Origin of the sequence: Enterococcus sp. BWT-B8 (assembly GCF_020567625.1) — a bacterium.
Classification (GTDB): domain Bacteria; phylum Bacillota; class Bacilli; order Lactobacillales; family Enterococcaceae; genus Enterococcus_L.
Window position 1 is genome coordinate 25960 of record NZ_JAJDJV010000006.1, and the last position, 15355, is coordinate 41314.

General features: G+C 39.5%; 15 protein-coding genes. All 15 read right to left on the reverse strand.

Annotated elements, in window-relative coordinates:
• Positions 1–22: 22 nt before the first annotated feature.
• The 15 genes from LI951_RS07295 to LI951_RS07365 all read right to left on the reverse strand — a co-directional run bounded on the left by LI951_RS07295 (position 23) and on the right by LI951_RS07365 (position 15189).
• On the reverse strand, positions 23–937 hold the full coding sequence (locus tag LI951_RS07295; protein WP_202064687.1) for a F0F1 ATP synthase subunit gamma: 915 nt from the start codon (positions 935–937) through the stop codon (positions 23–25).
• Positions 938–951: 14 nt separating this feature from the next.
• Entirely contained in the window at positions 952–2511 is a 1560-nt protein-coding gene (gene atpA, locus LI951_RS07300) for a F0F1 ATP synthase subunit alpha (RefSeq protein WP_229441738.1), read from the reverse strand.
• A gap of 31 nt (positions 2512–2542) precedes the next feature.
• Positions 2543–3085 (reverse strand): ATP synthase F1 subunit delta, encoded by a 543-nt coding sequence (gene atpH / locus LI951_RS07305; protein WP_229441739.1) that lies wholly within the window; start codon positions 3083–3085, stop codon positions 2543–2545.
• Complete coding sequence (gene atpF / locus LI951_RS07310; RefSeq protein WP_202064690.1) at positions 3072–3599, reverse strand: F0F1 ATP synthase subunit B; 528 nt, start codon at positions 3597–3599, stop codon at positions 3072–3074. Before atpF ends, atpH begins: the two co-directional genes overlap by 14 nt.
• A gap of 535 nt (positions 3600–4134) precedes the next feature.
• On the reverse strand, positions 4135–4356 hold the full coding sequence (atpE, locus tag LI951_RS07315; protein WP_202064692.1) for a F0F1 ATP synthase subunit C: 222 nt from the start codon (positions 4354–4356) through the stop codon (positions 4135–4137).
• A gap of 53 nt (positions 4357–4409) precedes the next feature.
• The gene (gene atpB, locus LI951_RS07320; RefSeq protein ID WP_229441740.1) at positions 4410–5129 is read right to left on the reverse strand and encodes a F0F1 ATP synthase subunit A; all 720 of its coding nucleotides are present in this window, start codon (positions 5127–5129) and stop codon (positions 4410–4412) included.
• A 442-nt stretch (positions 5130–5571) separates the two neighbouring features.
• Entirely contained in the window at positions 5572–6036 is a 465-nt protein-coding gene (smpB, locus tag LI951_RS07325; RefSeq protein ID WP_202064699.1) for an SsrA-binding protein SmpB, read from the reverse strand.
• 17 nt (positions 6037–6053) lie between these two features.
• Positions 6054–8438 (reverse strand): ribonuclease R, encoded by a 2385-nt coding sequence (rnr, locus tag LI951_RS07330; RefSeq protein WP_229441741.1) that lies wholly within the window; start codon positions 8436–8438, stop codon positions 6054–6056.
• A complete protein-coding gene (locus LI951_RS07335) occupies positions 8435–9184 on the reverse strand; it encodes an alpha/beta hydrolase (protein ID WP_202065044.1) in 750 nt (249 codons plus the stop codon). Before LI951_RS07335 ends, rnr begins: the two co-directional genes overlap by 4 nt.
• Before the next feature lie 366 nt (positions 9185–9550).
• Positions 9551–9787, reverse strand: a complete 237-nt coding sequence (gene secG, locus LI951_RS07340; protein WP_202064718.1) for a preprotein translocase subunit SecG — start codon at positions 9785–9787, stop codon at positions 9551–9553.
• Positions 9788–10635: 848 nt separating this feature from the next.
• Positions 10636–10911 carry a GNAT family N-acetyltransferase gene (locus LI951_RS07345; protein ID WP_202064720.1) on the reverse strand — a complete coding sequence of 92 codons (276 nt, stop codon included), beginning with the start codon at positions 10909–10911 and terminating at the stop codon, positions 10636–10638.
• Between the two features lie 2 nt (positions 10912–10913).
• The gene (locus LI951_RS07350; RefSeq protein ID WP_202064722.1) at positions 10914–11186 is read right to left on the reverse strand and encodes a (4Fe-4S)-binding protein; all 273 of its coding nucleotides are present in this window, start codon (positions 11184–11186) and stop codon (positions 10914–10916) included.
• Between the two features lie 355 nt (positions 11187–11541).
• Entirely contained in the window at positions 11542–12369 is an 828-nt protein-coding gene (nadE, locus tag LI951_RS07355; protein WP_202064731.1) for an ammonia-dependent NAD(+) synthetase, read from the reverse strand.
• 608 nt (positions 12370–12977) lie between these two features.
• The gene (locus tag LI951_RS07360) at positions 12978–14450 is read right to left on the reverse strand and encodes a nicotinate phosphoribosyltransferase (RefSeq protein WP_229441742.1); all 1473 of its coding nucleotides are present in this window, start codon (positions 14448–14450) and stop codon (positions 12978–12980) included.
• Between the two features lie 328 nt (positions 14451–14778).
• Positions 14779–15189, reverse strand: coding sequence for a GtrA family protein (locus LI951_RS07365; protein ID WP_202064735.1), 411 nt, complete (start codon positions 15187–15189; stop codon positions 14779–14781).
• Between the last annotated feature and the right edge of the window lie 166 nt (positions 15190–15355).

The window sequence follows — 15355 nt, forward strand, 5'->3', positions numbered from 1 at the left end:
GTCTTATCTTTCAGACCATTGTTTATTCCAGTGCAGCGGCTCCCGCTACGATTTCTGTAATTTCCTGAGTAATAGCTCCTTGTCGGGCACGATTATAGGAAATCGTCAGATCATTAATAATTGTTTTCGCATTATCCGTTGCTGTCTTCATCGCTGTCATTCCAGCGGCATGCTCTGCAGTCTTGGCATCAATGATCGCCCCGTAAATCAGACTCTCTGCATATTGAGGCAGCAAATGATCTAAAATTGCTTCTTCTGAAGGTTCCAAAATGTATTCCTGTTCATAGGCTGCATCCTCATCGGGATCCAAGTCAGAAATCGGGAGCATTTTTTCAACACGGAACTGACTGGTCAGAGAGTTAATATGATGATTGTAACAAACATACAGTTCATCAAATACTTCACTGCTGTACATTGAAGTCGCTGTAGAAACGATTTTCCTGACTTCATCAAAAGAGGGCTGATCTGTCAGACCTCTCAGTTCATAGGCAATATCATATCCCCTTGTCTTAAAAAAATCTGCGCCGACTCCGCCAATCGTAATCAAAACATATTCATTTTGATGGTCATGATCATTCTGAAGCATGCTCATTGTCTGTTTAAGAATTGAACTGTTGTATCCGCCAACTAGTCCTTTATCCGAAGTAATCACAATATACCCGGTTTTCTTGACTAGTCTGGTAGCCAGCATAGCATGATAGCCATTCAAATCCGAATCAGCCGAATCATCATTTAATTCTTCCAGATCACTGAGCTGGGAAGCCACAAGATGAGTAACAATCGAACGAATCTTGGCAGCATATTCCTGAAAGTTTTTTGAAGCAGCCTCTGATTTGGTCAGCTTAGCTGCTGAAACCATCTGCATAGCCTTAGTGATTTGACTGGTTTTTTTTGTTGAAGCGATACGTTGTTTGATTTCATTCAATGAAGCGCCCATTTCCACTCACCTCTCTATGCGTTGGTCATTTTCTCTTTTAATTCTTCAACTGCTGATTTTCCTGTATTATTTGAAGAATTGAAAACGTCCTTGAATTCTAAGATTGCTGCTTTCAGCTCTTCCTCATCCGGAAGGTCTTTTGTAGCTCGAATTATTTCAAATAGTTGTGGATATTTTCCATCAATATAATTGAACAGCTCTTCTTCAAAACTCAAGATTTTGTCTACGCTGATACTATCCAGCATTCCCCGAGTCAATGCAAACAAAATAACTACCTGCTTTTCAACTGACAAAGGAGCATGAAGCTTCTGTTTCAAAATCTCAACCGTTCTGCGGCCGCGATTTAGTTTTGCCTGTGTAGCTGAATCTAAATCTGAGCCAAATTGAGTGAAGGCTTCCAGCTCACGATAGCTTGCCAAGTCCAGACGAAGTGTGCCCGCAACCTTTTTCATAGCTTTAATCTGAGCAGAGCCGCCGACACGTGAAACAGATAACCCTGCATCCACAGAAGGTCGAATTCCGGAATAGAACAAATCACTTTCCAGGAAAATCTGACCATCTGTAATTGAAATGACGTTTGTTGGGATATACGCTGAAATATCTCCAGCCTGAGTTTCTACAAACGGCAATGCAGTCATCGAACCGCCACCAAGTTCATCACTCAGTTTCGCTGCCCGTTCAAGCAGACGAGAATGAAGATAGAATACATCTCCCGGATAGGCTTCACGACCTGGAGGTCTGCGCAGCAGTAAAGATAATTCACGATAAGCAACTGCCTGCTTTGACAAATCATCATAAATGATCAAAACATGCTTGCCGTTATACATAAATTCTTCACCCATGGCTGCTCCTGCATAAGGCGCAATATAAAGCATCGGCGCAGGCTGAGAAGCACTTGCTGTTATTACAATTGTGTATTCCAGCGCACCAAATTTACGCAGTGTTTCCACTTGTGAGCGAACTGTTGATTCCTTTTGTCCAATTGCAACATAAATACAAATAACATCCTGACCTTTTTGATTAATAATCGTATCAATTGCAATAGATGTTTTTCCTGTTTTTCTATCGCCGATAATCAGTTCACGCTGACCTCTACCAATAGGAACCAGTGCATCAATAGCTTTCAGACCGGTTTGCATTGGTTCATTTACTGACTTCCTCTGCATCACTCCCGGTGCCGCAGCTTCGACTGGTCGGAATTTGTTTGTTTTGATTTCTCCCAAACCGTCAACGGGCTGTCCCAGCGGATTGACAACGCGCCCAATCAGAGCTTCTCCAACCGGAACTTCCATAATCTTGCCGGTCCGTTTGATCTTATCGCCTTCACGAATCGATTCAAACTCACCCAAAATGATAATTCCGACATCATTTGATTCTAAATTTTGCGCCATTCCGTAGGCTCCATTTGAAAATTCCAAAAGCTCACCGCTCATTGCATTTTCCAAACCATGAGCGCGGGCAATTCCATCCCCTACATAAGTTACTGTTCCCACTTCTTCAACTGCTAATGCCTGTTGATAATGTTCTATTTGTTCTTTTATTAAAGCACTGATTTCTTCTGCTTTGATGGACATTTGCGTCACCTCTTTATTCTCTGTTAAAAGTCTATCTCAACAATTGCTCTTCTATTTGTTGCAGCTGTCTTCTAAGACTGCCGTCAATCACTTTGTAATTGGCTCCAATAATTGCACCGCCTAAAATTTTAGGTTCGATTAAATTAATTAAATTTGCTTCTTCATATCCCAGCAGATTTGCTGCTTTCGCTTCAATCTGACGATGCTGTTCTCTGTTCAAAGGTACTGCGGTAATTACTGTCCCCAAAATCAGACTTTTATGATCATCATATCTTCGTTCATATTCATCAATCATCAGCAGCATGTCATTCATGCGGCTGTAACTGTGAACAACTTGAAGAAAGCTTTCCGCAGTCCCGGAAAATCCCTTCAGAAGCTGTTCCATAATCTCATTTTTTTCTGTAGGCTCTAGCCGAGCATCACTAAGGATATCTCCAATTCCCGGAACAAGATGATAGACTTCTCTCAATTTTAATAATTGTTGATAAACATCATCGGCCTCCTGCTTTTCCAACGCCAGTTCGAACAGTGCTTTGCCGTAACGCTTACCTACCATGTATTTATCGAGTTTCATCAAGTTGACCTAAATTATCAATATAAGAATTGATTAATGCTTCATGAGCATCTGGTGTCAATTCTTTTGTTAATAGTTTTTCTGCAATCTGGATAGATAAAGATGCGACTTCCTCTTTAATTGCTGCAATTGCCTGATCATGCTCCTGTTCAATGTCATTTTTTGCTTTTTCTTTTAAGCGTGACACTTCTTCAGTTGTTTCTGCCAAAGTTTTTCTGTAGTTTTGATCGCCGCTTTCTTTGGCATTCTTAATGATCTCAGCAGCTTCTGTTTTAGAAGCCAGCAGTTCTTCCTGGCGTTGTTGTTCCATTTTAGCAGCCGAAATTCGAGACTGCTCTGCAGAATCCAAATTATTTGCAATTTTATCTTCACGTTGTTTTAATATATCGGTAATTGCGCCCCATGCAAATTTTTTAATCAGCAGCATTAAAATTAGAAATGCTCCGGTAACGACAATAATGGTACCCAATGTTGTACTGGGCGCTGCTTCACCTAAAATAAACTGTGTAAGCATGAAGTTTCGCCATCCTTTCTTTGCATTCTTAAAGGTATTCTATCAGAATTTTACAGTGAGCTTCCATTCATTCCTTCACCAAAAATTTAGTTGGTTTGTGAATATTCTCCTGTAAAAATTATCCTACAGAGTTCATGACGAAATATATCATGACTCTTAATAATTTATAAACGGTGTTCCAGTCTTTATATGCCTCTGCGATCAGCTATCTCCTATTTAAGCTTGAATGTCTGCACAATCAGCAGATCATCGTTTCGCATACCCTCTTCACTAGATGTTTCTGCACTAGCAGAAAATCCCTGTATCTACGACTCTCACATTGTTCGCTTCTCAATACAAATGCGCCTGCTTGAAAAAGCATTGGCATGTCTTGTATGATCCTCAAATACACGACGAACATTCGAAAAAGCGTAGAAGCAAGTCCTTGCATGACCCCCTCAGACAAACAAAAAGTTGTCATACACTCTCTTTTGTATAAATAGAAGAAAGCAGTGACGGTAGGTTTTACCAACAGCGTCCTGCCTTCTATAGTAAATTATCTCAGCACCAACAATAATGCAATAACTACACCCAGAATAGGAACTGCTTCGATCAAGGCTACCCCGATAAACATTGTTGTTCTTAACTGACCGGCCATTTCAGGCTGACGTGTCATTGATTCAAGAGTCTTGGAAATCACTTTCCCATTCCCGTATGCTGCTCCTACTGCTGCTCCAAATACTGCGATCGCTGCTGCGATATAATTTAATCCGTCCATTTTCTATTCCTCCTGAAATGTTGATAGTTAACTACCGTTTTTACTTTTAACTACTACTCTTCTTCAATTTCAACTTTGTGAGCCATGTAAACCATTGATAAAGTCACAAAAATGAAAGCTTGAATCCCGCCAATAAACAATGAGAAGGCCAACCAGATCATTTCCAGCGGTATTGCCAGCGGAATGACCCAAAACCCTACTCCAGAAACCAAACCTGCAATCAATCCCAACAACACTTCACCTGCATAAATATTTCCATACAGACGCAAAGCAAGTGTCAGCAGATTCGTAAACTCCTCCATAAACTTGATCGGCAGTAGAAAACCGACTGGCTTCAAAAAGCTATTCTTGAAATACCCTGCTACTCCAAATCGATTAATACTGAATACATGCGTCAATATAATCATAATCAGCGCCAGTGTAAGCGTAACAATCGGATCGGCTGTCGGACTCTTCCAGTAGGAAGTTTCACCAACCGTAATTTTCGTAACCAAGCCAATGGTATTTGCAACGAGAACAAATAGAAAAAGAGTGAAGGATAATAAGTGAAAATTTGTTACTTCTTTACCAGGCATGTTGTCTGTAATAATTCCGCGAACAAAATCAATTATCCATTCAATCACATTCTGTTTTCCTTTTGGCTTCAGCTGCAAATTTCTTGTGCAGAGATAGACTATGGCAAAAACGATCACACAAGTCAATAAAACCATGATACAAATTGTCTTATCAAACCATATGGGACCAATATTGAAGAGGGGTGTTTTCTCTTCCATTTTTTTCACCTCTTTTCCGCTCAACTACATGATAATTTTTAAAGTTGTTTTCAACCACAACGTATAATACCACCAACGATCGCGAATTACAAAGTATTTTCATGAAAATCCGACACTCTATTTAAAGTGACAAAATATTCTTTTCATTTCTTCTTCATTCCACCATTATCCGAGGCATAAAAACGAACGCAGCCAACTCTTAAATAAAAACGATGGCAGACCATCAGTTTCTTCTACACTCTAACAAATTTTTCAAGGAAGATAAAGAAAAGAAGCGAAATATGCGAAAAAGAATATATAACAAATTAAATATGATTTAAGACGATTTTTTCTTTTAGAAATACATGAAAAGTTTTTGAAAAATTAATCTTTCCGCCCAGCTTCTCATAATCAAAATAAACAGGCGGAGAAACGGTATTCTCCGGCACTACCTCGTTAATAGTTATCTTAAGCTGTTTTTTAGTGTTCGGCTGATTTGCCGATCTGCTTCTTTACGTTTCAAATCTTCACGTTTATCGTATTGCTTCTTCCCTTTTGCAAGACCAATTAAGACTTTGGCAAAGCCATTTTTAATGTAAACTTTCAAAGGGACCAGCGTAACTCCAGTATTTTTTGTTTCACCGATCAGCTTACTGATTTGCTTTTTATGCAGCAGCAGCTTTCTTGTCCTTAAAGGATCATGATTAAAAATATTTCCCTGCTCATACGGGCTGATATGAACATTGTAAAGATAGGCTTCACCGTTTCTGATTCGGGCAAAACCATCCTTTAAATTAATTCGTCCATTACGAATAGATTTAATTTCCGTTCCCTGCAATACAACCCCTGCTTCCACTGTGTCAATGATGGTATAGTCATGTCTTGCTTTTCTATTTTGAGCAACTAATTTTCCTTCTCCTTTAGGCATCACAAACTCCTCCGTTGTTATTTTTTCTTTTTGTTCTTCATTTTATTTTTGCCTATTTGTTTATAAAACGGCTTTTTCCCATTTTTCTTTCCTTTAGAAGCTTTCTTACCAGAAGATGCCTGCTTTCCCTGTTTATAATCAGGATTTTTCGTTTTTCCTCTTCCCTTGCCGTGGTCTGTTCTCCTGCGGCTTCTTCTATTTTCTGATCTTGACTTGTTTATTTCCAGACGCTCTAATTCTTCTGCTTCGATTAATTCAAAATCAATTTCCCTTGTTTCCGGCTCCGATTTTTCAACCCTGATTCGAACCTTCTGACCGATTTTTAATGTTAATCCTGTCCGTTCACCCACAAGAGCCAGATGTTTTTCAACAAAATGGAAATAATCCTGCTTCAGCGAATTGACATGTACAAGTCCTTCTATAGTATTTGGCAGCTCAACAAAAATACCAAATTTTGTCACTGAGCTGATAATTCCCTCATACTCTTCACCAATCTTGTCTGCCATAAATTCAGCTTTCTTCATGCTTTCCACTTCACGTTCAGCTTCCACTGCCCGACGTTCCATTTTTGAACTGTGATCGGCAATATCCGGCAGGTGTGCAGCCCATTTTTCCTGCATTTTTTCTGATTTATCTGTTCCATAGCTGCGAATCAGACGATGAACGATTAAATCCGGATAACGACGAATCGGAGAAGTAAAATGTGTATAATATTCCGCTGCCAGACCATAGTGTCCATAGTTGTCCTCTGAATAGCGAGCCTGCTGCATACTGCGCAGCAGCATAGTGTTGATGACAGGCTCTTCCGGCTTACCTTCGATTTGAGTCAGCACACGCTGTAAATCTTTAGGTGTGATATCTGCCTTTGTTCCTTTGACCAGAATACCCAGCATCGCAGCAAAATCAAAGAAACGCTGCATTTTTTCCTCTTTGGGCTGTTCATGGATTCGATAGATAAATGGCAGATTTAATTTAGAGTAGTGCCGCGCCACTGTTTCATTGGCTGCAAGCATAAATGATTCTATCAGACGCTCGCCCAAACCACGTTGCCGAAGCAGAATATCTTGGGGATGTCCCTCTTCATTAACCAGAACCTTTGCTTCATTGTCTTCAAATGAAATCGCACCTCGCTGTTCTCTCATTTTTTCCAAAATAGCATGAAGCTCGGCCATTTCCCGAAACATCGGTACCAGCTGCTGGTATCTTTCTATCGTTTCAGCATTCTGTTCTTCCAAAATTTCATTTACAGCAGTATAAGTCATTCGTTCAGTGGTCTGAATCACACTTTGAAAGATCTCATGCTTGATGAGAGTCCCCTCAGGTGAAATCTCCATCTCACAGCTCATTGTCAGACGGGGAACTTTAGGATTCAACGAACAAATACCGTTAGACAGCCGTTGCGGCAGCATTGGAACCACTCGATCGGTTAGATAAACACTAGTTCCCCGGTCATAGGCTTCTCTGTCCATTTCATTTCCTTCTGTCACGTAATAGGAAACATCTGCAATATGAACGCCCAAAAAGTAATTCCCGTTTTCCAGTTTCTTCACAGTAACTGCATCATCCAAGTCCTTTGCATCTTCGCCGTCAATCGTGACAATCATCGAGTTGCGCAAATCTCTGCGGTCTTTTATATCCTCTTCTGAAATAGTATCCGGTACTTTATCAGCTGCTGCAAGGACTTCATCCGAAAAGGAAGTTGGAATCCCATGAGCGACAATAATGGACAAAATATCCATTCCCGGATCATTCTTATGACCAATGACTTTTTTTACGATTCCCTCTAAACTCGCAGCATACCCTTTTTCAGGATAGTGTGTCACTTCTATAATCACCACGCTGCCATCCACTGGTTTAATTCCCTCAGCTGCTGCATAGACCGTCAGGCGGCTCAGCTTTTTATCTTTAGGTATAATGTAGCCGTATAAATCAGTCTCAGCAGACTCTTCTTCATCATAAGCGGAAAATTCTCCAACGATTTGTGTGATGGCCCTTTTTTGAATCGAAAGAACAGCTCCTTCTGCTACTCTTTCAGAAAAAGGATCTGCCGGCTGTAAAATATCAACTATAACGGTATCTCCATCCATAGCATAATTAGTATGTTCCTTTGAAATATATACATCCGGCTCCTCCTCGTCAATTGTAACAAAGCCGAATCCACGTTCATTGGCCCGAAAAATACCTTCAACGGAAATTCCTTTTTCCGGCAATTTAATTTTGCCCTTTTTTGTAAACTCGATTAGGTTTTCACGCTCCAAAGCAGCAGCAGTTTGTACAAGCAGCTTAAAATCTGAGCCTTTTTGCAGATTCAAGCCTTCTGCCAGCTCCTCCATTGAAAAGCTCTTCTTTTTTTGTCCTTCCATATAAGAAAGGATTGTTTCCTTAATTGTTTGTTTTGTCATTTGTTCTCCTTATCCCAAGGCAGTGTCTCCAAAAAATTGGCAACATCCTGCTCTAATTCTTTATGACCGGGACCCACAGTCAGAACATGTCCGCTGTTCGGATACCAGTTGAATGTAAGTTTCGTAGTTGTCAGTGCTTCAATTGTTTTAAATACACCTTTTGCATCAATCATTTCGTCCTGCCCGGCCTGAGCTGCGAAAACTGGGACAGAGATTTTCCCCAAATTCTCCGCAGTTGCTGAAGCATATTGTTCAATTTGCTCCAGCTGCTGAACAGCCCGCTGCTTGATGCTTATCATTCTTTTTTCTATTTCCTCCGCCTCTGCTCCGGAAATCTTTAAAACATTTTCTGCATAAACAGCAAAATTTTCTGGCACATGGGTCTTTACCGGGAAAATAGGTGAACAGAAGAAGCCACCGCCAACGATTTCATCAAATGTTTGAGTCAGCAGGTTCACTGCAAAAACACCGCCCATTGATAATCCCAGCACTGCTATTTGCTCATACCCATGTTCTTTTAGAAACGCAACAGCCTGCAGCGTATCGTTTTCCCAGTCGTTCACCGTCTTATTTAAAATATCTTCTGGAGCCATCGTAGCATGTCCCGAAAATATGGGAGTATAAACTGTATAATTCTCTTTTTCCAAATACCGGCAAAGCATACGAACATCATTGCTGCTTCCGGAATAAGCATGAAGTAAGAGAATTGCTTTTGGACCCTGTTCCACAAACAGGGGTTTAGGCATAACTAGTTTTCTTTTCACATATATTCACCTCAGTTTTATTCTATCACATTATTACAGGAAAACCTTACAGAAGAAGTCTTGTCGAGAGAGGCATTACGCATACTGTTCCCCGTCTTCAACTCTTCTGGCTGCTTACTAAAATTCAGTTTGTTCAAAAACAGTCACAAAATATTTTTAGAGAATTATTTCATTCCCGCTGCAGAAGACTTAGGCAAAAAAAAAGTCTGAAACACTACTCTTAAGCGAGCATGTCCAGACCAAAAAATTTAACACCATTGTCTGCATAAACTATTTTCAAGCTTAAAACATCTAAATATGCTACCAGCTGAAAATATGTATGCATTCGTTCATTTCTTAAAGTGCAGCTTATTTAGATGACAAGATTGATAAAACAAATAACAAAATCATCCAGGTTGCACCAATTACAGTAGTTGCACGCTGCATTACAGCTTCAAATCCGCGGGCTTTCTGTTTTCCAAACAATTTATCTGCTCCGCCGGTGAATGCACTTGCTGCACTGTTTTGTTTACTCGGCTGCATTAAAATTGAAATTACCATAACTACTGAAAGAATAATTACAACAGTTAAAATAAAATTATACATCTATTCATACTCCCTTATTCTACAAAATTACACATTTAACATCTTAGCACAAATTTCACTTAAATACTAGCGATAATTTTTTACTGCACAACAAACTGCTTACTTTCAACCATTTTATAAATTCCCATAACTAAGGAAAGATCCTGCTTTGGTTTCCAGTAAAAAGTACTGTTGTAAATCAACCACAAAAGAACGCTTTCATACCACAATAAATACGAAACTATAGGTCTGTGCCATTAGTATGTTCAAAACCCTTAAAAACGATTAAACGGTGCTCCAGTCTTTGTATGATTCAAGCATTCGCAAGAAGCGTAGGAGCAAGTTCTTACATGCCCCTCAGACATGCTCCGAGGATCGGAACGAAGTCCTTTATTTCTAACATGGCTCTGCCATATAGAAATTGTTGAGATCGAAACGAAGTGTAGTGTAGTGAGACTCGTAGATACAAGGCTTTCCCACTATTGCAGGAACAGCAGGCAGAATAGCATGCAAAGCTCTGATGGAGAAAAATTTGGCAAAATTTATTCCATATACAAAGAGATAGCTGTATATGTAACGACAATTCGATGAATTTACAAGATTCATTCATTAACAAGAGTGAACGATCGCAGGCAGCATCTCGAAAATAAGCCGAATACTCTCAAAAATATAGAAAGCTTCAGGTAAGTACACAGTCAAAGCGTAATGTTTTGTTTTCTCGTGCAAGCACTCGTCACAGTTTAGATCTTATAAGTGCAAAAAGTAATCGCAGGAACACTTGCATGATCTTAACTGCAACGAAGTAACCGCAAGAGCAATTACTGTATGCAACGAGTAATCACAGGAACATGGAGAAGCTTTGTCACAACCTATTTTCTTAATACGTCTCCATATTCTGGCTTCATATCAAATTCTTTTTTTGCAAACGGGCATAAAGGAATAATCTTTTTTTCTTCACGACGTGCTTTCTCGACCCCTTTTGCCACCAGCTGTTCAGCTAAATGCTGACCTCTGTATTCCGGATCTACAAAGGTATGATCAATAATTATCATTTTTTCGCCTGCGACAGACCAGGTCATCTCACCAATTTCTTTCTTTTCATCATTATAAAGTGCAAAACGGTCTTGTTCTTCTCTGATTTCCAAGATTACTGCTCCTCTCTTCTAATATATTTAAGCGCTCCGCTTGGACAACTGTCAACCACACGAATATTCTCTTCCAAACTGCCATTGTCAGCAATGATCCATGGTCGTCTTCCTACTTCAAACACTTCTGGGTTTCCACGAACACAATTACCGATATGTGCACAGATATCTTTATTGTAGTAAATATCCAGCTCAGCTCCAATATATTTTCTATATCCCTGCGCTGTAAGTATTTCTTCGGTAACCGGCACACCATTTATTCTACTTCCATCCATTCAAATGACCTCCCTGTTTTCGACAGTCGATTCCTGCTGTCAATCTATATTTCGATTTTAACAACTAATGATTTATAGCACAAATATTTATTCTTTTGAGACAATCAGACTTCCCTTATTTTCTTTTTTAAACGATTTAATTTTTGAGATGATAGGATTTAGGACATATCTGAAGACCCCAATGATGAATATGTTCCAAAAATAGATATGAGCTGATTTCGCTAATTAACGACTGAAAAATAAATCTAAACGAGTCAAAAAACGACTGGAATTTTATGACTTTCCCAAAAGTTAGATCAACTATCCAACTCCGGAGTCCAGTTCATTTTCCAGTCGTTTATCACAGTATTGTTCTTTATTTCCAGAAATCATCAAATATTGAGATTGGCAAATGGCGCTTGTGCTGCGTTTTTTTATACCAGCCTTCTATCGTCCCAGCTGCCTGCTCCTTAATTTCTTTTCCTTCCAGATAATCATCAATATCATCATAGCTGACACCCAATGCCGCTTCATCAGCAACCAGCGGTTTATCATCTTCCAAATCAGCTGTAGGAACTTTTAAATACAATGATGAATCAGCTCCCAAAGCTTTTAAAAGTTCTTTTCCCTGACGTTTGTTTAAACGAAACAACGGTAAGATATCCGCTCCTCCGTCACCGAATTTTGTAAAAAATCCAGTAATATTTTCTGCCGCATGATCCGTGCCGATAACCGCCCCGGACTTTTCTCCTGCCACAGCGTACTGAACAATCATTCGTTGACGTGCTTTCATATTCCCCTTATTAAAATCACTGATTACCGTTCCGCCCTCTTCCAAGGATTGAACACAGGCATCAACCGCCGGACGGATATTCACCCGTAAAGAAACGTCTGGCTGAATAAAGCCGAGCGCTTTTTGGGCATCTGCTTCATCCACCTGTTCTCCATAGGGCAGCCGAATGGCGATAAACTTGTACCCATTATCTCCTGTTTCTTTTCTCATTTCTTCGATCGTCAGTTGAGCTAGTCGTCCTGCTAAAGTGGAGTCCTGCCCTCCGCTGATCCCTAATACCAGAGATTTCAAAAAAGGATGCTTGTAAAGATAGGCTTTCATGAAATCAATGCTTTTCCGAATTTCGTCCTGCGGATTAATCGATGGCTTCGTTCCCAATTCTTCAATAATCGCTTTTTGTAATGGCTTCATAAAAAATCCTCCTGTGATCAGTTCTAGCTAAAACCTATGATAAACTCAAATTTTCCAGACACGCCCTAAGACCTGTTTAAAAATTTCAGTGGCGAATGTTTCCGGAAAAATAGATATGGGCTAGTTTCATTTAAAAAAAGAAATGCTACCCAATTCTCCACATTGTCATACACATACCTTCTCACTAGTTTATTTATCTTAATGAGAGTGCCCATTTCACTAGATGTTTCTACACAAGTGGAAAATCCTTGTATCTACGAGTCTCATCCTATTCGATTTTTGATACAAACCTATCTATTTGGAAACGCACCGGCATGTCTCATATATCCATCAGACATATGACAAACATTCAAAGAAGCGTAGGAGCAAGTTCTTGCATGACCCTCAGACATGCGACGAGCATTCGTAGAAGCGTAGGAGAAAATTCTCTTTTAATTCAGTGAATCGATTTTATGACCACAAAATCAAGTTCATTCTCAGTTCGCATACCATTCTACTAAAAGTTCCTGCATAAATAGGACTGACAACTCATCATCATTGTGTTTTTTCCTTGATCTCCGCTAAAAGCCCTGAAAAAGCTGTTTTCCTCAATGGTTTCCAGTCACACTCTAATTATTTTCGCTCAATGCATTGACATCTTTTCTCACTTTTTCCAGCAGATGCATTTTATGATTCCAGCACTCTGTTGACAAGTCCACTGGATATTTCTGCGGATTCAAATCCCGCTTGTATTCTTCCCATAGAGAATCCAGGTTTTCTTTGCAGTACTGCTTAATCTCTTCCAGAGACGGTAGTTCATACACTCGTTTTCCTTCAACAAAGATCTCTCTCAAAACCGGTCTTGCATCAAAGTTTCGAACCGTTTTATTGATGAAGGTATGAACCGGATGAAACATAAAAATCTCTTCTTCTTCACGCGGATCTTCTTCCCATAAGGTTACGTAGTCTCCTTCAGATTTATTATCTGACTTGCGGGTAATTCGCCAAACTTGTTTTTTCCCGGGAGTTGTTACTTTTTCTGCATTGCTTGATAATTTGATTGTATCCTGCATCACGCCCTGCTCATCCTCAATGGAAACAAGCTTGAAAACAGCCCCCAAAGCCGGCTGGTTATAAGCCGTAATTAATTTTGTCCCTACTCCCCAGACATCAATCTTTGCTTTTTGCATTTTCAGACTGAGAATTGTATTTTCATCTAAATCATTGGATGCATATATTTTTGCTCCAGTATATCCGGCTTCATCTAATTGTTCTCTGACTCTTTTAGAAATATAGGCCATGTCGCCGCTGTCAATTCGAACACCAAGAAAATTGATCTTTTCTCCCATTTCATTGGCAACACGAATAGCATTTGGCACTCCTGATTTCAACGTATCATACGTATCAACCAGAAATACACAATCTTTATGCGTTTTAGCATATGCCAAAAATGCTTCATAATCATTTCCGTAAGACTGCACCAGTGAATGCGCATGCGTCCCGCTGACTGGAATACCAAAGACTTTTCCAGCACGGATATTACTTGTTGCATCAGCGCCTCCTATATAAGCCGCACGTGTTCCCCACACCGCAGCATCCAATTCCTGCGCCCGTCGAGTCCCAAATTCCATCAAAGGATCGTCGCCAATGACTGATTTGATTTTAGCTGCCTTGGTTGCAATCAGTGTTTGGAAATTCACCATATTCAAAAGAGCTGTCTCTACCAGCTGGCACTGGGCAAGCGGACCTTCAATCTGAATCAGAGGTTCATTATTGAAAACAAGATCTCCTTCCAAAGCAGAACGTACAGTACAAGAGAATTTGAATTCTTTAAGATAAGCTAGAAATTCTTCCGGATAATTCTCAACCTCTCTTAGGTAGGCGATATCTGTTTCTGAAAATGTCAGATTTTCAAGATAATCAACTAATCTTTCCAACCCGGCAAAAATTGCGTACCCATGATTGAACGGCATCTCTCTAAAATAACATTCAAATACTGCATTCAGATCTGCCCGTCCCAGTTCCCAGTATGTCTGCATCATATTAATCTGATACAGATCTGTGTGTAGAGTCAAACTGTCGTCCTGATAAACTTTTTCCATTTCGAAACCTCGATCCTTTATTTGGTAGTTCAAAAGTTACTAACTAAAATTATCCAATCCCCTGCTGTTACTGGGGTTCCGATACTTTTCGGCTCTCCCCCCTCTAAGCATCAGTAGTGACTGTTATCTTAGGGGGCGAAGCAAACACCTTACAATGAGCAGCATTGAGCTAAAACCGCTGCTCTGACGCACTTTCTTCCTGTGCTTTTTAACGTCAGAACGCTCAATGATGGCGGCTCGTTGTCAAGTGCTCCGGTTATTTAGCTATTTTTTCATAGATTTTTTTGAACTCCCCTTTATTTTTAGCAGCCGGAATGGTTTAAACCACTTACTGTGCTTCGTTCCTAAAGATTAAAAACTTGCTGAAAAAATAATTAAGTACAACTACAATCACCTGAGTAACCAGCTTTGCAAAAAAATTCGGAGCATGAATTACCTCAATTAGAAGCAGCATAACACCCATATCAATTACAAATGATAAGATACGATACCAGTAAAAAAGAAACATCTCTTTCCAAAACAATTGTCTGCTTCCAACTAAACTTTGGAAAACAAAATATTTATTCGTAAAGAATGCAAATAGTACAGATAAAAACCAACTGATCACATTACTCAATTTATAATCAAGTAATAATAGATCTGTACAAATGAAATATACAACCAAATTAATTACTGTAGTTGCTACGCCAAAAAACAAATATGCAACAACTTCCTTATATTTCTGAAACAATCCCTTCATATTTTCATCGATCCTTTCATTTATTTATTCTATCAAAAAAGGAGCAGAAAACCCAATATTTTTGAACAGTTTACTGCTAAATCCTTTTGCAGCAGTATGTTTCCTGCTTTCCAACTCATTTTCTATTTATTTTATCTATTTTTTTATATAATAAGCTTGACTATGA